This window comes from Alcanivorax sp. DSM 26293 (assembly GCF_900107995.1).
Lineage (GTDB): Bacteria > Pseudomonadota > Gammaproteobacteria > Pseudomonadales > Alcanivoracaceae > Alcanivorax.
This window is the reverse complement of sequence record NZ_FNUM01000009.1, coordinates 39,251-60,785: the sequence shown is the minus strand read 5'-3', so window position 1 is coordinate 60,785 and position 21,535 is coordinate 39,251. Positions and strand designations below refer to the sequence as shown.

General features: G+C 63.0%; 13 protein-coding genes. 8 read left to right on the top strand and 5 right to left on the bottom strand.

What is annotated here, in order from left to right; all coding sequences use genetic code 11:
• Positions 1 to 23 precede the first annotated feature (23 nt).
• From C4S63_RS14940 to C4S63_RS14920, 5 genes are all read left to right on the top strand, one after another.
• Entirely contained in the window at positions 24 to 710 is a 687-nt protein-coding gene (locus C4S63_RS14940) for a M24 family metallopeptidase (RefSeq protein WP_103918071.1), read from the top strand.
• The gene (locus tag C4S63_RS14935) at positions 710 to 2,455 is read left to right on the top strand and encodes an SDR family oxidoreductase (protein WP_103918070.1); all 1,746 of its coding nucleotides are present in this window, start codon (positions 710 to 712) and stop codon (positions 2,453 to 2,455) included. The genes C4S63_RS14940 and C4S63_RS14935 overlap by 1 nt, the downstream gene beginning before the upstream one ends.
• A 174-nt stretch (positions 2,456 to 2,629) precedes the next feature.
• Entirely contained in the window at positions 2,630 to 3,475 is an 846-nt protein-coding gene (locus tag C4S63_RS14930) for a MerR family transcriptional regulator (protein WP_103918102.1), read from the top strand.
• A gap of 330 nt (positions 3,476 to 3,805) precedes the next feature.
• Positions 3,806 to 6,895, top strand: coding sequence for a penicillin acylase family protein (locus C4S63_RS14925; protein ID WP_103918069.1), 3,090 nt, complete (start codon positions 3,806 to 3,808; stop codon positions 6,893 to 6,895).
• Positions 6,896 to 7,098: 203 nt separating this feature from the next.
• A complete protein-coding gene (locus C4S63_RS14920; protein WP_103918068.1) occupies positions 7,099 to 8,079 on the top strand; it encodes an NADPH:quinone oxidoreductase family protein in 981 nt (326 codons plus the stop codon).
• A gap of 36 nt (positions 8,080 to 8,115) precedes the next feature.
• On the opposite strand, the gene C4S63_RS14915 is transcribed toward C4S63_RS14920, so the two are convergent.
• Together C4S63_RS14915 and C4S63_RS14910 are read right to left on the bottom strand one after the other, a co-directional pair.
• Positions 8,116 to 8,556: a thioesterase family protein gene (locus C4S63_RS14915; RefSeq protein ID WP_103918067.1), complete on the bottom strand. Its 441-nt coding sequence runs from the start codon at positions 8,554 to 8,556 to the stop codon at positions 8,116 to 8,118.
• A 143-nt stretch (positions 8,557 to 8,699) separates the two neighbouring features.
• Complete coding sequence (locus C4S63_RS14910; RefSeq protein WP_103918066.1) at positions 8,700 to 10,094, bottom strand: phospholipase D family protein; 1,395 nt, start codon at positions 10,092 to 10,094, stop codon at positions 8,700 to 8,702.
• 212 nt (positions 10,095 to 10,306) lie between these two features.
• On the opposite strand from C4S63_RS14910, the gene C4S63_RS14905 reads away from it, so the two are divergent.
• Positions 10,307 to 12,166: a hypothetical protein gene (locus tag C4S63_RS14905; RefSeq protein ID WP_103918065.1), complete on the top strand. Its 1,860-nt coding sequence runs from the start codon at positions 10,307 to 10,309 to the stop codon at positions 12,164 to 12,166.
• 66 nt (positions 12,167 to 12,232) lie between these two features.
• Complete coding sequence (locus C4S63_RS14900) at positions 12,233 to 14,233, top strand: bifunctional 2',3'-cyclic-nucleotide 2'-phosphodiesterase/3'-nucleotidase (protein WP_103918064.1); 2,001 nt, start codon at positions 12,233 to 12,235, stop codon at positions 14,231 to 14,233.
• Here the strand turns inward: C4S63_RS14900 and C4S63_RS14895 are convergent, their stop codons facing one another.
• Complete coding sequence (locus tag C4S63_RS14895; protein ID WP_235000042.1) at positions 14,234 to 15,124, bottom strand: DNA ligase; 891 nt, start codon at positions 15,122 to 15,124, stop codon at positions 14,234 to 14,236.
• A gap of 151 nt (positions 15,125 to 15,275) precedes the next feature.
• Between C4S63_RS14895 and msrB the strand changes: the two genes are divergently transcribed.
• The gene (msrB, locus tag C4S63_RS14890) at positions 15,276 to 16,337 is read left to right on the top strand and encodes a peptide-methionine (R)-S-oxide reductase MsrB (protein WP_103918062.1); all 1,062 of its coding nucleotides are present in this window, start codon (positions 15,276 to 15,278) and stop codon (positions 16,335 to 16,337) included.
• On the opposite strand, the gene C4S63_RS14885 is transcribed toward msrB, so the two are convergent.
• Together C4S63_RS14885 and C4S63_RS14880 are read right to left on the bottom strand one after the other, a co-directional pair.
• The gene (locus C4S63_RS14885; protein WP_103918061.1) at positions 16,320 to 17,645 is read right to left on the bottom strand and encodes a Na+/H+ antiporter NhaC family protein; all 1,326 of its coding nucleotides are present in this window, start codon (positions 17,643 to 17,645) and stop codon (positions 16,320 to 16,322) included. The two genes, msrB and C4S63_RS14885, sit on opposite strands and share 18 nt — an antisense overlap.
• A gap of 305 nt (positions 17,646 to 17,950) precedes the next feature.
• Positions 17,951 to 21,304, bottom strand: a complete 3,354-nt coding sequence (locus tag C4S63_RS14880) for a carboxyl transferase domain-containing protein (RefSeq protein WP_235000041.1) — start codon at positions 21,302 to 21,304, stop codon at positions 17,951 to 17,953.
• Positions 21,305 to 21,535 lie beyond the last annotated feature (231 nt).

Sequence of the window (21,535 nt, the reverse complement as noted above, 5' to 3'; positions counted from 1 at the left end):
AACAATATTCGGCGGAGGTGCTCATGAGCGCATTCTGGACCCCGGACTCCCAGGCTCTGGCTCCCTATCTCCATAGCCAGGCGCTGGCCAACAAGTGCCTGCAGATTATTGCTGCGTCCCTGCAACCGGGGATGAGCGAACAGGACTGCGAACTGCTGATCCGCGATTGGCTGCGCGCCCATCAGGTGTTTGATCCGGCCCGCCCGCCGAAGGTGCGCTTTGCCGGCCAGCCGACCCGCCGTCGCTTTGGCCTGAACAGACCGGGAAAGCGCCGCTATCGGATCGGGATGCGCTATATACTGCGTTGCGATGCGGTGCAGAACGGCCATGCCGCCAAGGCCAGCCTGAGCGGCCCCGCCAGTGCCGAGCTGGCCCCCCTGCATAGCCGCCTGCGCCAGTTCCGCGAGCAACTGCCGACGGCCCTGCGTGAGGGTGTCACCCCGCAGCAACTGGCCAGCCGCTTCCCCGGCCTGCGCCAGCATTACCGGCTGGCACCGCTCACCGGCACCCTGCCGGAGGGCAACCGCATCGATGACGCACCTCTGATCCAGGGGCTGTGGCAGTGGCAACTGACCCTCAGCGATGGCCCGTACAGCGTTGCGTGCAGTGAATTTTTGCTGATGGATGACCAGGGCCCGCGCTGGCTGACCGCCACCCCGGCCCACCTGCTCGACACCAGCCATAACGACAATCAAGAGGAAGCAGCCTGATGGTGCAGTGGCGCGATACAACCGTAAGCCGTGATGGCGTGAACCTGGCTGTGCGTACCTGGAGTGCGGACAAGAGCCCCACCGTAATCCTGGTGCACGGTTATCCGGACGCCAACCACGTCTGGGAAAAGGTGGCCGAACGGCTCAGCCGGCATTTCAAGGTGGTCGCCTACGACGTGCGCGGTGCCGGCAATTCTTCCGTGCCAAAAGGCCGGGCAGCCTACAAGCTGCGCGAGCTGCGTGACGATCTGCATGCGGTCATGGATGCGGTCAGCCCGAATGAAAAGGTCCATCTGGTGGGCCACGACTGGGGCTCCATCCAGACCTGGGAATCGGTCACCGACCCGGGGGCCGAGCAGCGCATTGCCTCCTACACCACCCTGTCCGGCCCCTGTCTGGACCATGTGGGCCAGTGGATGAAGGCCCGGCTGCGCGAACAGAAAATCGGCGTTGTGCTCAACCAGCTTTCCCATTCCTGGTACATCGGCGCCTTCCAGCTACCGGTCCTGGCCCCGGCCCTGTGGAAAGCCGGGCTGGCCAAGGCCTGGCCACAGGTGCTGCGTCGCACCGAGAACCTGGACAGCGAACCCAGTGCCACCCAACTGCAGGACGGCACCCATGGCATCGAACTGTATCGGGCCAACATGCTGCCCTGCCTGCTCAAGCCCCGTGAGCGGTACACCAAAGTGCCGGTGCAACTGATCGTCGCCCGTGACGACAACTACGTGCGCCCGGCCATGCTGGAAGACCTGTCCCAGTGGACCGACCGGCTGTGGCGCCGGGAGCTGGATTGCGGCCACTGGGGCCCATTACTGCAACACCCGGACGTGACCGCCGACTGGATCCGTGACTTTATTCAGCACATTGACGGGGCCCCCGCGTCCGGCCCGCTGCAACGCAGTGAGGTCACCGGCAAGCAGCTGAAAGGCCCGGACAGCGGCAAGCGAGTGGTGATCACCGGTGCCGGCTCCGGCATCGGCCGGGAAACCGCCCTGGCCTTTGCCCGCCGTGGCGCCCTGGTGGTATGCACCGATATCAACACCGAAGCTGCCGCCGCTACGGCCCGCGTCATTACCGCCGAAGGGGGCAGTGCCCTCAGCCGCAAGTGCGACGTGAGCAGTACCCGCTCCATGGAAGCCTTGGCCAACTGGGTGGAAAAGGAACTGGGCGCACCGGATATCGTGGTCAACAACGCCGGCATCGGCCTGTCCGGCTCGCTGCTGGATACCAGCGTGAAGGATTGGCAACAGGTGCTGGGCGTGAATCTGTGGGGCGTTATTCATGGCTCTCGCCTGTTCGCTCGCCAGATGGTTGATCAGGGCCGCGCCGGCCACATCGTCAACGTGGCCTCCGCCGCCGCCTTCATGCCCTCGCGCATGCTGCCCGCCTACGCCACCAGCAAAAGTGCCGTGCTGATGTTCAGCGAATGTCTGCGCGCCGAACTGGGCGACCATAACATCGGCGTCAGCGCCATCTGCCCGGGCATCATCGATACCCCCATCACCCGCAACACCCGTTTTGTGGGCGTGGACAACGACGAGCAGGACCGCCGTCGCCAGCACGCCCACAAGCTCTACCAGCGCCGTGCCTTCACCCCGGACCGGGTGGCCCAGGCCATTGTCGAGGCGGTGGAGAAAAACCGCGCGGTGGTCCCCGTCAGTCCGGAAGCCCGTGGCATGCAATGGCTGGGGCGCTTCACCCCGTCCCTGGCCCGCAATCTGGCCCAGGTGGAAATCAGCCCCTGACACCGGCCACCCGTTTGCAGGCGGTGATACGGACATCGCTTCCTGCAAACGCGCCGCCTTCCCCGCGATCTGCACACCGTTGAGTGAAAGCAGTCACATTTGTGGCGCGAAATGCCATCCTGTGAACGCCGCAAGCTGTGGCGCCTGTGCAAAAAGCGGGCTATCATCGCGGGCATGAAAACCAGTGACCGCAATCCCGCCGCTATCCTGCGCAGCCTGAAGAAATACACCCAGCCTGTGACCGGAGCGCTTCAGGCTGAAGCCGGCAACCACAAGGAATTTACCATCGACGAACTGGCCCGTGAGGCCAGCTCCACGGTGCGTAACGTACGGGCTTATCAGGATCGGGGCATTCTGCCGCCCCCGGAAAAACGCGGACGTACCGGTATCTATACCGATGTGCATCTGGCGCGCCTGAAGATCATTGGTGCTCTGCTGGAGCGCGGCTACACCCTGAACAATATCCGCGACCTGCTCAGCGCCTGGGAACAGGGCCGCGAGCTCAACGATATTCTCGGCCTGGAAGTGGCGGTCACCTCCTGGCAGACCCCCAGCGTGCCCTCCTACCTGGATTACCAGGACCTGCTGGATGACTTCGGCGAAGAAATCACCCCGGAAGTAATGACCAAGGCGGTGAAGCTGGGTTACATCATCCCCGAAGGTATGCGCCTGCGCATTCCCTACCCGCGCATTTACAACGCCGGCAAGGAACTCAGCGAGGCCGGTGTGCCCCTGGACGCGGTGCTCACCCAGGTAACCCTGGTGCGCGAGGAAGTGGACAAGCTGGCCGAGCGTTTTATCGGCATGATCATTCACTACCTGGTGGACGAGAAGTACGGCGACGAAGGCCTGCCGGAAGGCGAAGACGTGCCCAAACTGGCCGACTTCATCACCCGCATCCGCCCGCTGGCCGACGCGGTGGTCAGCGACGAGCTGGGCCGGGTCCTGGAAAAGAGCATCAACAAGATTCTGGTCGACCGCCTGGCCAACGTGCTGGCGCATATCGAAAAGAATATCTGAACACACCGCGCCTCTACGTAGGCGCGTCGCTGGCGGCGCGATCATACCCCCAGCTTCGAGGTACGAGTCACGGGGAGCGAAAACCCGGTCCTCAAGCGATAGGGTTTGATTTTCGACACTCGCATCTCGTAACTCGCACCTCACAAAATCACGCCGCGAGCAACGCTCCTACCCCCTCCTTTACACACCGATACATGATTAGCCGCCGGTTGGCTTTTCTTGCTGTTTTGTTGCCGGGGCTCCCTTCATACCCGCGGGAATGCCAATCTTGGGACGTTAGTGCGAATCTTGTTCGCCCTGCCAAAATAATAATGTCCCGAGGAGAGCCCCATGAAACCCGGCCTGTTACTCAGTACCCTGCTGAGCGCCAGCCTGCTTGCCGCCTGTGGCGGCGGCGGTTCCAGCAACCCGGCACCAGCCAGCAACACCCCCACACCCAGCAATCCATCGACGCCGGAAACGCCCACGGGCCCGGAACCGCGTCCTTCCAATGTCACCGCCCCCTTTGCGGATTACGGCACTGTTCTCAATATCCTGCCCCCGGGTCAGGATGATATCGGCGGGGTGGCCAACCTGGCTGCCGACATTCCCGGCCTGGGCGATCTGCTCAGCACCCTGTTCGACGACCTGGTGGCGGAAACCGGCCTGGTACCGGCCCTCAGCAAGGAGCCCCATTTCGACGACCAGCTCGGTCTCTACGATGCCCTGGTGCGCAGCGAACCCGGGCTGACCGATGACCAGCTCGGCGACTACTTCAAGGCCGCCCCACTGCTGGCGCCGGACGCGGGCAACTGGGAAAGCGAGCTGAGCCTGGATGCGGCCGGCTATCAAGTGGATATCAAGCGCGACAATTTCGGGGTGCCCCACATTTTCGGTGACTCCCGTCGCGATGCCCTGTTTGGCGTGGGCTATGTGACCGCTGCCGACCGCCTGTTCCTGCTCGACGTGCTGCGCCGCGCCGGACGCGGTGAGTTGTCCCGCTTCCTGGGGCCAGCCGACTTCTCCTTCGACAAGGATATCGCCGTCAACGCTCCCTACCGGGAGGAGGATCGCACCACCATGATCGCCAATACCATCGCCCGCTTCGGCGACGATGGCGCCCAGGTGTTCGATGATGCCACCAACTATGTGGCCGGCCTCAACCAGTACGTGGCCGACGCCCGTAGCGGGCTGCTGCAAGTGCCCGTGGAATACGTGGCCCTGGGGGTGCAACTGGAACCGTTCGTGATTGAAGACGTGGTCGCCATCGCCACCCTGATCCAGGGCATCTTCGCCGGCGGCGGCGGCAACGAACACAACAATGTGCTGCTGCTCCAGGCCCTGGAGGCCCAGACCGGCAGCAAGGACATCGCCTGCGACCTGTGGAAGGACCTGCGTCATGGCACCGATCCGGAATCCTCCGTGACCACCACGAAATCCTTCGCCACCCAGTCCCCCCCCACGCTACCGGACATCTGTCCGCTCAGTGGTGAGCTGGCTGGCCAGTTCCCCGGCGCGGTAATGTTCGATGCCGGTTCCTTCCAGAGCTATGACCCGCTCAGCCATGCACCCTGTGGCCGCCCCGGCCAGCCCGAGTGTCCGGAAGCCCTGGGCAATGTTCCCGCCCTGCCCGGCACCGGTGTGGTCGGTGGTCTGCTGGATACCGTGGGTGACCTGCTCGGCGGCATCCTGTCCCTGTCCTTCCTGGACGATGGCGGCCAGGCCCTGTCACAGCAGTGGGCCAGTCTCACACGCCAGTTGCCCGCACTCTGGACCCGGGAGCACAGCCTCAGCGAGCAACAGCAGCAACAGGCCATGCAGCGCATCGCCGCCATCGAAACCGGCATTCAGGGTCTGCGTGACGGCTTCCCCAGCGTCATGTCCAATGCCCTGCTGCTCAATGCGGAGCATTCCGCCAGCGGCCAGCCACTGGCCGTGTTCGGTCCGCAGACCAGCTATTTCGTGCCCCAGCTGCTGCTGGAAATGGCCGTCCATGGTGGCGACATCAACACCCGCGGCATGACCTTCACCGGACTGCCCTATGTGGTCATCGGGCGCGGCCCGGACTTCGCCTGGAGCGCCACCTCCGGCAGCTCCGACCTGACCGACGTGCGCGTCGTGCAGCGCTGTGAACCGGCGGAGTCGCCGGCCCATGGTGAGGGTGGTTACCAGGTCAACGGCCAGTGCAAACCCTTCGATGTGATCGACGAGCAATGGGTGGCCCGCTGGAATCTGGCCTCTTCCACCGATCCGGAAGCAGTGGGTCAGAACGAAGCGGTCACTCGCCGGGTGATCCGCACCGAGGAATACGGCCCGGTGATCGGCTTTGCCACCGTGTCCGGCATGCCCGTGGCGGTCACCCGCCAGCGCAGCACCTACTTCGCGGAGCTGGATACCGCCCTGCCGTTCCTGCAGGCCAGCCGCAACGATGTGCACGACGTGCAGAGTTTCTACGACGTGTTCCACAACACCACCGGCAGCTTTAACTGGTTCTATATCGATGATCGGGATATCGCCTTCTTCCATTCCGGCGACTACCCGCAACGGGCCAACGGCATCCATCCGGAGTTGCCCAGCTGGGGCAATGGCCAGTACGACTGGAACGGCTTTATCCCGCAACAGGCACACCCGCAGGAGAGCAACCCGCCGCGCGGCTACCTGGCCAGCTGGAACAACCGCCCGGCCCGGGACTGGTGGGCCGCCGACGCCCATGCGCCCTATGGTTCCGCCCATCGCAACGACATCCTCGATGTGCGTCTGCAGCAACTGGTTGAGGAAGGCAGCGTAACCCGGGCGCGCATGGTGGAAGCCATGGGCGACGCCGCCACCGTGGATCTGCGCGGCCAGGAAATCGTCCCCGCCGCCCTGGCGTTGCTGGAAAGCGCGCCGGTCACCGGCGATCAGGACAGCGCCATCCGCCTGATGCAGGACTGGGTCGCCAACGGCGCCCTGCGCCGGGACCGGGACGGTGACGGCAACTACGACGAGGAAGCCGCCGTGGCCCTGATGGATGCCTGGTACCCGCTGATGATCGACACCCTGCTGCCGCAGATTACCGCTGTGGAAGACGTGGATGGCCAGAACCTGTCCCTGATGGGGCGTGACAACAAACCTGGCGCCATGGGCTCGGCCTATAACAATGGCTACTACGGCTATCTGGAGCGGGTGCTGGAACAGGCCGCGGGCACCAGCGCCAGCCCCTACCGGGCCCTGCGCTGCGCCGGCAGCAATGACCTGGCCACCTGCCGCAGCGCCCTGGCCAACAGCCTCAACCAGGCCATAGCAGAACTGGGCGGCATCGCCAGCATGGACAGCTGGAACGTGGACGAAACCCAGGACCAGATCCAGCATCGCGCCATCGGCCTGGCCAGCGTGCCTGCCATCCACTGGCAGAACCGCCCCACCTTCCAGCAGGTGGTGGAGTTCACCGGGCATCGGTAAGCCCCCTCTGTAGGAGCCATGCTTGCATGGCGAACCGGCTCGCGATAGCCCATCCTCAGGGCTATTCGCCATGCGAGCATGGCTCCTACCCTTCTTTATAAGCCGCCTTTATTCCCCCCCATCCACCCCATGCATTTGTCTAATCCCCCCATCGGCGTTAGCGTCTGCTACACATAAAAAACGGAATTCCGGGAGAGCAACGCATGCGCGCGATTTTGTGTAAGGAACTGGGACCGGCGAATACGCTGGTCATCGACGACATCCCTTCCCCCGAGCCGGGCAAGGGTCAGGTGAAGGTACGGGTAAAGGCCGCCGGGCTGAATTTCCCCGACACCCTGATCATCGAAGGCAAGTACCAGATCAAGCCGGAGCTGCCGTTTTCACCGGGTGGCGAAATGGCCGGTGAAGTACTTGCTGTGGGCGAAGGCGTTCAGCGTTTCAAACCCGGTCAGCGGGTCATGGGCCTGACCGGCTACGGTGCCTTTGCGGAAGAAATCCTGGTGCCGGAAAACCAGCTGATCCCGGTGCCGGACGGCATGAACGACCACACCGCCGCCGCCTTCTCCATGGTCTACGGCACCAGCTACCACGCCCTCAAGCAGCGCGCCAACATCCAGCCCGGGGAAACCCTGCTGGTGCTGGGTGCCAGCGGCGGGGTGGGCCTGGCGGCCGTGGAGCTGGGCAAGGCCATGGGCGCCACCGTGATCGCCTGTGCCAGCAGTGAAGAGAAACTGGCGGTGGCCAAAGAGGCCGGCGCCGATGACCTGATCAACTACGCCGAGGAAGACCTGAAGGACGCGCTCAAACAGCGTTATCCGAAAGGCGTGGACGTGATCTACGACCCGTTGGGCGACAAGTTCACCGAAGCCGCCATCCGCAACATGGCCTGGAACGGCCGCCTGCTGATCGTCGGCTTCGCCGCCGGCGACATTCCGAAAATCCCCGCCAACCTGGCACTGCTGAAAGGCTGCTCCATCGTCGGCGTGTTCTGGGGCGCCTTCACCCAGAAGGAGCCACAGACCAACATCCAGAACATCATGGAACTGATGCAGCTCTTCAATCAGGGCAAGATCAACCCGCGCATCAGCCAGGTGTTCAAGTTCGAGGACTACGAACAGGCGCTCGCCGCGCTCACCTCACGTACCGCCAAGGGCAAAGTGGTGCTGGATGTGGCAGGCGACTGAGTCGCAAATCGCAAGCTGTAAGACGCCTTGCAGTTTTTAACGCCCACTCTGGTCAATCACCACACCCGGTGCCCCGGTCTGTAGCAGTTCGCGCAGGCCCTCCGGCACCGGTGTTTTCGCAAACGGTTCCGTGGTCATCATCACGTACACCGCTTCCGCGCGAGCGATGGCGCGCCCTTCATCCGCATGGCGAATATCCGCTTCCAGAGTGAAGGAGGTGTTGCCCAGATGTGTGAGGGATACGAACACCTCCAGCACGTCATCAAAGCGTGCCGAGGATTGCCATTCCGTGGTCAGCTTCACCACCTGGTTATCCAGCCCCTGGGCCAGCAGCTGGTTGTAGTCACAGCCCATGGCGCGCATAAACTCGGTCATGGCGAGATCCACGTAATCCCCGTAACGGGCATTGAAAACCACTTGCTGGGCGTCGCATTCGTTGTAACGAACCCGAAAGCGGAAACAGAACGGCTGGGGCATGACATTCTCCAAAACTTATCAATACTCTACGAAGCAACTGTTGGAGCTATGCCTGCATGGCGAATGGAGCATTGTTCGCCATGCAAGCATAGCTCCAACAGCAGAAATAAGATGGTTTTGAGCATTGCCAGAGCTTGCCGCGCTTACAACATCCGCTCAATGGGCAATAGCGACAGCAACCACGCCAGCATGCGTCGCCATACGGTCACGTCGGGTTCGTTATGGTGCACCTCCGGCCGACCGTCATGGCCATCCCCGGCCCAGGCCAGTGCTCCCTGCTCTTTATCGACCCGATAACTGTTTTCCGGCGCCAGGCCTTCTTCGATGAACGCCGCGACCTGCTGGCCCAGTTCCGCAGACGCCACGTAGTAGCCCATCTCCGTGTTCAGATGTACCGAGCGCGGATCAATATTGAACGAGCCCACGAACACTTCGCGCCGGTCCAGCACCATGGCCTTGGTATGCAGGCTGGCCCGGGAGCGCCCCTTGAACAACCGTACCTGACGGTGCAGGGCACGGGCGTTGGCTTTCAATTCGTGCAGCTCCACACCAGCCTCCAGCAAGCCATTCCGGTACCGGGCATAGGCACCGTGGGCGGCAATCACATCATTGGTGGCCAGGCTGTTGGTGAGCACCGCCGCGCGGCCACCCCGTTGTTTCATCTCCGCCAGCTCCGCCACAAAGGCATCGCCGGGAATAAAGTAGCTGGCCTCCATCAGCAGCTCCTGATGGTCGTCCCGGGCCAGCAGGTGGGCGAGTTGATCGCCCATCAACGTCTGCTTGACCCCGGCGGCCTTGTCCGGGCTGTCGAACAGCAACACCGCATGGGCCTGCACACACTGGCGATCCTGGGCCGCCAGGTATTCGTTGAAGAACGCTTCGTGCTGGGGAAACAGGTAGGGGTAGTTCTTGAGAGAGCGGCGCCATTGCCGCAACCACTGCCAGACTCGATCCGCCGCCGTTTCCCGGTAACGACGCAGGGTCTTCATGGGCATGGCCAGCGGGCTGTCCCAGTAGCAGTCAAAGGCGGCCTGGGTATCGGCAACGATGGGGCCGCGGGCGTACAGGTCCAGATCACGAAAATTGGTGGACGCATTCACGCCAAAATAATGATCGGCAATATTACGACCGCCCACGATTGCCCGTTCGCCATCCACGATCCAGGCCTTGTTATGCATGCGGTGATTCAGCAGCGGCGCATGGTGCAACCATTGCAGGAAGTGCTTGTAGCGACCATGGAAGGCGTTGAAAAGACGCACCTCGATATTGGGGTGCGCGTCCAGTGCCGCCCACTTCACATCCCGGCCCAATTGATTGGCGTGATCCAGCAGCATGCGCACTTTCACCCCCCGGCGCGCCGCTTCCAGCACCCGGTAGATCAGCAGCTTGCCGGTGGTGTCGTCATCCCAGATGTAATACTGCACATCCAGGGTTCGCCGGGCCAGACGGACCAGGGTGACACGCAGGGTGAACGCCTGGTCGCTGTCAGACACCAGCGACAGGGAGGACAGTGCCGTCGGGCTGGCCTGCGCACTCATAATGTTCCCTCTCCATTCACCCACACCGCTCCATTGCCGTTGTTATGACCCGCTCATGACCGGGCCATGATGATTGTCCTGTTTTCGTCGGTAATGCCTACCCTGCCATAAAACGAACGGCATTCACCTAAAATTCACAGGTTTTTTACGGCCGGGACTTGTCACGCCGCCACCCTCTGGGCACTCCATTTTCTGCTCAGGGATGAACACTCATGAAGCACATTCTTTTCGCCGGCCTGCTGGCCGCCTCACTGGGGTCGGCCCATGCCTACCAGTGGAACTACCCCGCCCCCATCAAGACCCCCGGCGCCAACGACAACGGCAAGGTGGTGCTGTTCGACGTGTCCCACGGGGGCACCGAAGGCAACGCGGACTGGGTGATCGACGGCGCCTTTTCCGACTTCGCCGATGCGCTGGTGGCCGAAGGCTATACGGTGCAGGAATACCGGGGTGTGGACAAGAACAGTGACGGCGTTATCCAGTTTGTGGACGACTACACCACCCCAACCATCGCCAACAGCAACGCCAACGAAGCGGTCATCACTTACACCGCCATCAGTCACGCGGATGTGCTGGTACTGGCGGAAAGCAACCGTCCCTTCACCCTGGCCGAACAGCAAGCCCTGGAAGATTTTGTGGCCGACGGCAAGGGCATTTTCTTTGTGGCCGACCATTACAACGCGGACCGCAACCTGAACACCTGGGACAGCACCGAGGTGTTCAACGGCTATAACCGTTCCACCCTGTCCCAGTTCAATGTGGGCGGCAGCTATGGCGACCTGCGCAATCCCGGTACCGCCAGCGGCTGGCTGGCGCAGGAATTCGGCATTCGCTTTCGTTTCAACGCCATCGACTGGCACAGCGGCGCCAGCGGTATCGAGCCGGCCAGCCAGGTAGAGGGGCTTACCACCGGCGTAGGCCCGGTACTGATGGCCGGCGGCGCCACCCTGGCCATCACCGACCCGAACCGGGCCAAGGGCCTGGTGTATTTCTCCACCAGCGACAGCCCCAGCCGCTGGAGCCATGCTGTGGATTCCGGGCTCTACTTCGGCGGCACCGCCGAGGGCCCCTACGTGGCCATCGCCAAGTCCGGTGCCGGCAAGGCCGCCTTTATCGGCGACTCCAGCCCCATCGAAGATGCCTCACCCAAGTACAAGCGCCAGGACAATGGCAACACCAAGAGCACCTACCCGGGTTGGACCGATGCCGGCAACGCCGCCCAGCTCAGCATTAACCTGATCGACTGGCTGGCCACCCCGGAAAGCTACACCCAGTTCAACAGCAGCGCCCACCCGGCCGGCACCGCCACACCCACCCCCATGGCCAGCGAAGAGCTGGACGACCCGGACAACGGCCAGCCCTGGAATACCCCCTCCGGCGGCTATAACCCCTGGGATGCCAGCACCTTCGACTATGGCGCCTACGGTGCCCCGAACGGCCCCGGTGGCAGCTCTAGCGGCGGGGAGGTGCTGTCCGTCAGCGAGGCCCTGGCCGAACCCACTGGCACCTCCGTCACCGTGGAAGGCGTGATTACCCAGGCCATCAACGGCGAGTACGCCCTGGAAATAGAGGACAGTGCCGGCAGCGCCACCCTCTACGTGAAACTGGAAAGCCAGTACCGCAACGACTTCAGCCCGCAGAACAACCCGGCAGTGATCGGTGAAACCCTGCAGGTGAGCGGCGAGCGTGATGTCTACATGGGTGAGCCCAGCATCGAGTACGTCACCGACATGCAGCTGGTGGATGGCAGTACCGGCGGCGGCAGTTGTGGCAGCAGCGGCGCGGTGTCGGTAAGCGACGCCTACGCCAGCAGCCAGGGCACCCCGCTCACCGTAATCGGCGAAGTCATCAGCGGCGTCAACGACCCCTACGCCCTGGAGCTGGGCGACCTGAACAACAGCACCACCATTTACGTAAAGCTGGAATCCGACCAGCGCGCCGAATACAGCCCCGCCAACAACCCCGCCATGATCGGCCAGACCCTGGAAGTGGACGGCGTGCGCGACCTCTACATGAGTTACCCCAGCCTGGAATCGGTGAGCTCACTCACCGTGATCAGCAACTGCCCCTGACTCTTTTTGAACCCTTGCCTGGCGGCGTTCGCGCCGCCTTTCCCAACCCGACACACAGGACACATCATGAAAGCTTCACTGCGATTCCTGCTCGCCCTGTCGCTGGCCGGCGGCGCCCTGCTCAGTGGCTGCGGCGGCGATAATGACAACAACGCCGCAGAGCAGAACACCGGCCCCCGAGTGGATCTGCGTCTGATGGAAACCACCGACATCCACGCCAACGTGATGGACTACAACTACTACAGTGACAGCGTGGACAACGGCCATGGCCTGGTGCGCACCGCCATGCTGGTCAAACAGGCCCGCGCCGAAATCACCTACCCGGAAAATTCTGCACTGGTCGACAACGGCGACCTGATCCAGGGCAGCCCCATGGGCGACTGGCGCCAGGCGCAGGGGCTCACCAGCGGCGAGGTGCACCCGGTCTACAAGGTGATGAATGAAATGGCCTACGACGTGGGCAACTACGGCAACCACGAATTCAACTACGGCCTGGATTTCCTCGCCGAAAGCGTGGACGACGCCGCCTTTCCCTACATTAGCGCCAACGTGTTCAGCGCCGACGGCAGCACCCCGTATTTTGATCAGTACAAACTGATCACCAAGACAGTCTACGACCGGGACGGCAACCCCCACGACCTGACCCTGGGCTTTATCGGCTTCCTGCCACCGCAAATCATGCAGTGGGACAAGAAGAACCTGGAAGGCAAGGTCACCGCCAAGGACATCAAGGCCACCGCGGAGTTGCTGGTGCCGCAGATGAAGGCAGAAGGCGCAGACATCATCGTTGCCATTCCCCACTCCGGCATCAACACCACCGCCTACTCGGAAGAGGCCAAGGCAGAAAACAGCAGCTGGTACCTGGCGGACGTGGATGGCATCGATGCCATCATGTTCGGCCACAGCCACCTGACTTTCCCCTCGGACAGCTTTGCCAACACCGCCAACGTGGATCTGGAAAAAGGCACCATCAAGGGCGTGCCCTCGGTCATGCCCGGCTACTGGGGCAGCCACCTGGGCATCATCGACCTGACCCTGGCACTCAATGAGGACGGCGAAAGCTGGACCGTGGTGAACAGCAAGGTGGAAGCCCGCGCCCTGGACCCGGAAGGTGAAGCCGATGCCGCCCTCACCGCCCTGGTAAAGCCCGACCACGACGCCACCCTGAACTACATGGGTCAGGTGATCGGCGAGTCCACTGACGACATCTTCAGCTTCCTGGCAGTGGTGAAGGATGACCCTTCCATCCAGATCGTCAGCGATGCCCAGAAAGCCTATGTGGAAGACGCCATTGTCGGCACCGAGCTGGATGGCTTACCTGTATTGTCCGCCGCCGCCCCGTTCAAGGCCTGTGACCGTGACGGGGTCTGCGCCGAGGAAAGCAGCTTCACCGTGGTTCCCGCTGGCGAGCTGCAAGTGAAGAACATCGCCGATCTCTACCTCTACCCCAATACCCTGATGGCCGTGAAAGTGACCGGGGCAGAACTGGAACAATGGCTGGAATGTTCCGCTTCCCAGTTCTTCCAGATCACCGACACCGCCGACCGCCAGGAATTGGTGGATTTCAGTGGCTTCCCCACCTACAACTTCGATGTCATCGACGGGGTCAGCTACCAGATCGATGTGACCGAACCGGCCCGCTACGACCGGGACTGTGCCAAGGTCAGCGACGGCAGCCGTATCGTCAACCTGCAGTTCGAAGGTGCCGCCATCGACCCAGCCCAGGAGTTCCTGATCGCCAGCAACAACTACCGTGCTACCGGCGGCCACTTTGCCGGCACCGGTGGCGATCATGTGGTGATCGAATCTCCGGACGAAAACCGCCAGGTGGTCGGCAACTACATCCAGGCCAACAGCCCGGTAACCCCTACCGCCGACAACAACTGGTCCTTCGCCCCGATCCTGGGTTACAGCAGTGATCTGCAAATCGTCTTCCGGGTACCCAACACCGACCGCGCCAAAAACTTCGTGGCCGACGCGGTGGCCGGTGCCGGTGGCAGCTTCATGGCCACCCTGCTGGATGACAGCGGCAACGAAGCTATCTACGAGTTGAAGCTGCAGCCCTGATCAATCGGACTGCAACACCTGACGAGTCGGCGCCGCCGGCTCGTCGTTTCGTATTCGCAAAAAGCTGGCAAAGCGGGGCAACCCCGTGGACGTGAGACCGTAGAATTTATAGGTCACCGTGCTGCCCAGCGGTGGCGGGTTCGCGCGCTCGCTATCGCTAAGACCACTGCCCAGCTTGAAGCGCCGGCCCGCTTCGGTTTCCACCACCAATGCGCCAACCTGGCCCTGGTATTTGCCTTTCCCCGTGGTGTAATCCACCACCGTTGCTTCCGCATCCTGGAAGGTTTTTACCTTCAACAATGCTGCCGTGCGGCCGGTTTGGTAGATGCTGTCGCCATGGTGCAGCATCAAGCCTTCGCCCCCCGCCGCCAGCACCCGGTCCAGATCGGCCAGCAGGGCCTCATGGTCCGTGGCCGGCCGCTGTTCCACCATGGCCAGATGGTAGGAGCCGGTATCTCTGGTCAGCTGACGCATTCGGATAATGCGCTCGCTGAACGGCACACCGGAGGCCGGCAGGTCGAACAGCATGAAACGGATTTGCCGCCACTCTTCCGCCTTCGGCTGCAACCGGCGGATGGCCGCGGACACCTGGGCAAAGCGGCCCCGCCCCATCCACAGTTCGCCATCCAGAGGCTGATCCGGGAAATCCCGCAGGAACCACTCCGGCGCCGCAATCACATTGCCTCCCCGGGACAGCAACTGCTGCCCGTCCCAGTAGGCGCGCACCCCGTCCAGCTTTTCGCTGACCCAATAGCCCTGCAGGTCCATGCCCGGCTGATACACCCTGGCCAGCTGCAAGGGGGGCTCTCCGGCCCGGGCCACGGCCGCCAGCAACCACATAGCCACCACCAGGCCAAGCCGCAGACCGCCTTGTCGTACCGGTATCGTCACGGTCTTCTCCCTTTATTCTCGCTCACAGCCCCAGACTGTGACGGAAGGAGAGGCCCGGCTCTGTCCGCCTTCGCAGCGACAGCGCGTAAGAAATCACCGGTTTTGCAACAAATCCGCCGGTCGGGCATCCAAGCGTCAGGAGGTATCAATCATGCGTACTTTGTTGTTTCTGGCTGCTCTCACCGTGAGCAGCCCACTGTTGGCCGCCGAGGCCTACTTCGCCGGCGGCTGTTTCTGGTGTACCGAATCGGATTTTGAAGAGCTGGATGGGGTCAGCGATGCCATCAGCGGCTTTGCCGGGGGAGACGAAAAGAATCCCAGCTACGAGGATGTGGCCCATGGCCGCACCGGCCATACGGAAACCGTCAAGGTGATCTACGACCCGGCGGTGGTGAGCTATGACAACCTGCTCACCTGGTTCTGGCAGCATATCGACCCCACCGACCCCAACGGCCAGTTCGTGGATCGCGGCCAGCAGTATCGCAGCGCCATTTTCTACCAGACCGAGGCAGAGAAAACGGCAGCCCTGGCCTCCCGGAAAGCACTGGATGAAAGCGGCCGCTTCGACAAGCCGGTGGTCACCGAAATCACCGAACTGAAGGCCTTCTACCCGGCGGAGGATTACCACCAGGATTACTACAAGACCCACAGCCTCAAGTACAAGTACTACCGCTATCGCTCCGGCCGTGACCAGTTTCTGGAAGAACACTGGGACGACCCGAAACATCGCCCCTGGCTCACTGAACAGGTGACGCAACGCTGGCAGGGTCCGGACCAGTTCCAACGACCCAGCGATGAGGTACTGAAAAAAGCCCTGCCCAAGCTGGTCTACCAGGTGACCCGGGAAGACGCCACCGAGCGGGCTTTCCAGAATGAATACTTCGACAACAAGGCCGAGGGTATCTATGTGGACGTGATCAGCGGCGAGCCGTTGTTTTCCTCCACAGACAAGTACAAGTCCGGCACCGGCTGGCCCAGCTTTACCAAGCCCATCGACAAGGAATTCGTCACCCTGCACGAAGACAACAAGCTGTGGGCCACCCGCACGGAAGTGCGCAGCCGCTACGCGGACTCCCACCTGGGTCATGTGTTCAGCGATGGCCCCGCGCCCACCGGCCAGCGCTGGTGCATGAACTCCGCGGCGATGCGCTTTGTGCCCAAGGACGAGATGGCCGAACAGGGTTACGGGGAGTATCTATCCCTGTTTGAGTGACACCAACCGTGGCCGGTTGATGACAATGGCGATCACCCCGGCCACCGCCAGTGCCCAGCAGTAATGGATAGCACCGATCAGCGCCAGCGGTGACAGCCCGGCGATGGAACAGGCCAGCAACACCTGGGCGCCATAGGGAATCAGCCCCTGCACCACGCAGGAAAAGATATCCAGCACACTGGCGGAACGGCGCAGGTCCACACCATGGTCTTCGGCGATGTCCCGGGCCATCTCCCCGGTCAGCACAATGGCCACGGTGTTGTTGGCCACGAACACATTGGCCACCACCACCAGCAGGGCAATGCCCACTTCCCCGGCCCGTTGCAGGGGCAGTTTCAGCCAGCGGGTCAGGCCGTGAATCCGTTCGATCAACCAGCGGGTGCCACCCTGGTCGGTCATCAGTTGTGACAGCCCACCGATCAGCATGGACAGCAGCATGATCTCGAACATGCTTTCAAAACCGCTGTAGACCGCCCCATTCACCTGGGCCAGCCCATAGTCCGCCCCCTGCACCATGCCGGTGGCCCCGGCCACGGCGATACCGATGATCAACACCGCCAACACGTGCAACCCGCTCAGGGCCAAAGCAAAGACCAGCAGGTAAGGCAGCACCAACCAGGGCTGCAACGGCTCCGCCTGCACCTGATGGTCACCGCCGCCCAGCATCACCAGCACCATCACGGTCACCAGCGCCGCCGGCAGGGCAACCCAGATATTCACCCGGAACTTGTCCTTCAGCGACACGCCCTGGCTGCGAGTCGACGCAATGGTGGTATCGGAAATCATCGACAGGTTATCGCCGAACATGGCGCCGCCCACCACGGCCCCCACCGCCAGCGGCAAGGGCAGCCCGGTAGCCTGGGCAAAGCCGGCGGCAATGGGCGCAGTGGCGGCGATGGTGCCCATGGAGGTGCCCATGGCCGTGGCGATAAAGGCAGCGATCAGAAACAGGGCCGGCAATACCCAGTCAGAGGGAATAATGCGCAGGCCAAACTGTACGGTGGCATCCACACTGCCGATGCTCTCGCTGACACTGGCAAAGGCCCCGGCCAGCAGGAACACCAGACACATGAGGATGATATTGGGGTGGCCGATCCCCGCCAGCAGGCGCTCCACACTGCGGCCCAGCGCCTGCCGCGCCAGCACACAGGCCAGCACAATGGCCGCCATGGCCACCACCGGCGCCTTGATCTGGTAGAAAGCGAACTCGGTACCCTGCAGGCTGTAATAGATCCCGCTACCGAAGAACACCGCCATAAAAAACAGCAGTGGCAACAAAGGCAAGGCGCGGGCAGGGGCTTGAGTCATGGATCCGTCCGGATCAGCGGTGAATTTCCGCACAGTGTAGAGATTCCCGGCCGGGGACGGTACCGGCGCCGCCTTCCTTCCCTAGCCGCTGTAGGAGCCCATGCTTGCATGGCGAACCGAGCGTAGCGAGGCGACAGAGGTTCGAGCGGCAGCAATCTTTTTTGAAACCTGTCGAGCTCTGAAAACCCTGATCGCCCTACGGTCGATTTCCGCGCAGGCGCGGTTCGCCATGCAAGCATGGGCTCCTACAGCGGCTTCGTGCCTGGGTTTTCGCAACTCGAAACTCGTACCTCGCACCAGGCTTTTCAAAACGTATCCACAAACGGTCGACCGCCGTGCCGGCCGGTGTTGAACCCGGACGCATTCAATCCACGCAGAATCCACTGGCGGCTCTCCTGCGGATCAATCACCGCATCGATCTCCAGGAAGCTGGCCATGTTCAGGGCCTTGCCCTGCTGGTAGGCCTTGGCCACCAGCTTGTCGAAAAGGCGCTGCTGTTTCTCCGCGCTGGGCTGGGCCGCCAGTTCCTTGGCAAAGCCGAGCCGCACCGCCCCTTCCAGCCCCATGGCGCCGAACTCGGCACTGGGCCAGGCGGCGGTGAACAGCGGCGAATGGAAACTGCCCGCCGCCATGGCCTGGGCACCCAGGCCGTAACCCTTGCGCAGCACCAGGGTGAAGAACGGCACGGTGAGGCTGGCGGCGGTGACGAACATGCGTGACACATGGCGCACGGTACCCTGCTTTTCCGATTCCGGCCCCACCATGAAACCGGGGGTGTCGCAAAGGGACACCATGGGCAACCCGAACGCTTCGCACAGCTGCATAAAGCGCGCCGCCTTGTCGCCGCCCACCGCATCGATGGCGCCCCCCAGGTGCTGGGGATCGTTGGCGATCAGGCCGAACGGCTTGCCTTCAATGCGCACCAGGGCGGTGATCATGCCGGGGGCAAACGCCCGCCGCAGTTCCAGCACCGAACCGGTATCGGCCAGTGTCTCGATGACCCGGCGCATGTCATAGACGCGGGTGCGTTTTTCCGGAATGCGGTGACGCAGCTCCCGCGGGTCCGTCGCCTGCCAGTCCGCCACCGAGCCCTGGAAATAGGACAGGTACTGTTTGGCCACGGCCACCGCCTCGGCTTCATCGCGGACTCGCACATCCACCACCCCGTTGGCCGCCTGCACACTGACCGGCCCCACCTCTTCCGGCGTAAAGCGCCCCAGGCCACCGCCTTCGATCATGGCCGGCCCGGCCATACCAATGGAGGCATCTTCTGTGGCAATGATCACATCGCAACAACCCAGCAAGGCGGCGTTACCGGCAAAGCAGCGACCCGAACCGATGCCCACCAGTGGCACCTGGCCGGACAATTTCGCCATGGCAGCAAAGGTATGGCAATCCAGCCCCGCCACGCCGACAAAATCCGTATCCCCCGGACGACCGCCGCCCCCTTCCGCAAACAGCACCAGTGGCATTTTCCACTGGCCGGCCAGCTGCAGCAGGCGGTCGGTCTTCTTGTGGTTCATCATTCCCTGGGTACCGGCGAACACGGTGTAGTCGTAGCTCATGGCCATCACCCGCGCGCTCTGCTCGCCCACCTGATCCGCGTTGACCGTGCCGGTACCACCAATCAATCCGTCCGCCGGGCTCATGGCTTGCAGTTCCTCGGCACTGCGACGGCGGCGCTGGGCGGCCAGGGCCATGGCGCCATATTCCTGGAAGCTGCCCGCGTCGAGCAGATCGTCAAGATTTTCCCGGGCGGTGCGCTTGCCCTTGCCGTGGCGTTTTGCCACCGCCTGGGGCCGGCCTTCGTCGCTGATGGCCTGGTGGCGATCCAGCACCTCCGCCAGGTCCTTGCGGATATGGTCCAGGTCCACGCTTTCTTCCGTGGCGATGGCATCGCCCGCCACCTCACCGGGTTCCACAAACAGCAGCGGCGCGGATTCGTTCAGGGCATCGCCCTCCCCGGCGGCCAGGCTGTGCACGCTGCCAGCCGTGCTGGCGAGCACTTCGAATTCCATCTTCATGGCCTCCAGCACCGCCACCATCTGTCCCACCTGCACGGTATCTCCTTCCTGGACAAGCAGGGACACCAGCACCCCGGTGGTGGGGCTCAGCAGCGCCTCGCACCCGGCGGGGGTCGCCGACGTTTCACTCTGAGGGGCGCTGGCCACGGCAGGACGATCCCCTGCCGGCACCACCGGTATGGCCGCCAGCAAGGCGTCGAGATGGCTTTCCACATATCGGGTGGTGACCGTGTTGGCTGCCACGTGGTCACTGGCCAGCAGTGCCTGTAGCAAATCTCGGTTGTTTGGTACCCCCTCGATACGGGTCTGCGTCAGGGCGCGACGGGCCCGCTGCAATACCGACCCGTAATCCGTGCCGGTGACGATCAGCTTGGCCAGCAGGGAATCGTAGGCCGGGCTTACCGGGTACCCGGCGTAGCCATAACCGTCCACGCGGATGCCCGGGCCGCTGGCCGGCTCATAAGCGGTGAGGGTGCCCGCCGCCGGCGCGGTACTGCCATCGGCCTTGAGGGTTTCCAGATTGAGACGCAGCTGTACCGCCATGCCCTCACAGGCCGGGGCGGTTTCCAGGTTCAGGTCGGCGAGACTGGCCCCCGCCGCCAGCCAGATCTGACTCTGCACCAGATCCACCCCGGTGACCTGCTCGGTGACGGTGTGCTCCACCTGCACCCGGGGGTTGGCTTCCATGAAATAGAAACGGTCCTGATCCGGCTCCACCAGAAACTCGAAGGTGCCGATGCCCTGATAGTTCACTTCTGCCGCCAGGGTCAGGGCACTGTCGATAATGCGATCACGCAGGGCCGGGTCCAGGCCCGGCGCCGGCGCGAATTCCACCAGCTTTTGATGACGGCGCTGCAGGGTGCAGTCCCGCTCCCACAAATGGCTCACCGCCCCGCTGCCGTCCCCCAATACCTGCACTTCGATATGCCGGGCAGCCTCGACCAGTTGCTCCACGTAAACGGCGTCGTTACCAAAGGCAGCCTTGGCTTCCGACTGACAACGGGCATAAGCCGCGTCGAGCGCTGCCGAATCAGTGACCGCTCGCATACCTCGCCCGCCGCCACCGCTGAGGGCCTTGATCATCACCCCGCTGCCCTGCAGCGACGCCATGAACGCCCTCGCCTCTTCCAGCGACACCGCCTGCGCCGTGCCCTGCACCAGCGGCACCTGGCAGCGGGCAGCCAACGCCCGGGCCGCCGCCTTGTCGCCAAACAGTCGCAAGGTGTCCGCCCCCGGCCCGATCAGAGTGATGCCCGCCTCGGCACACTGGTCGGCAAAGTCCGCATTCTCGGCCAGAAAGCCATAACCGGGATGAATCGCCTCGCAACCCTGCTCCCTGGCAACCGCAATCAGCTGCGCCCCGTCCAGGTAGGCCGGCACCCCCCGCCCGGGCAGCGCTACCGCCGTATCCACCTGACGGGTGTGCAGGGACGCCTGATCATCCTGCGCAAACACCCCCACGGAACGAAGCCCCAGATCCGCACAGGCATTGGCAATACGAATGGCAATCTCGCCACGGTTGGCAATCAGGATGGCAGAAAACGGCACGGGCACGGCGGACTCCAGTCTTTGATTCGACGGCAAAGACCACAGTGTAGCCAGTCGGCCATAGCGATGACATTGATCGGGATGCATGGGGCATCATGCAGTGGGTTAATGCTGGTCAGCACGGGCAAGTCCTGCTCATGGAGCGGACACTCCCATTCTCAACGGGCCCTTCCGGTTATCCTGAAAAGACGTTGATCAACCACTGTATTAACGGGTCGTCGAAGTCTGTCGAATGAGGTATCTGGCACGGCGTTCACAGGTACCTTCCTCTACACTCCGTGCAGGGTGTGCGCCATTACTTTCTAGCGTCTTGCTATG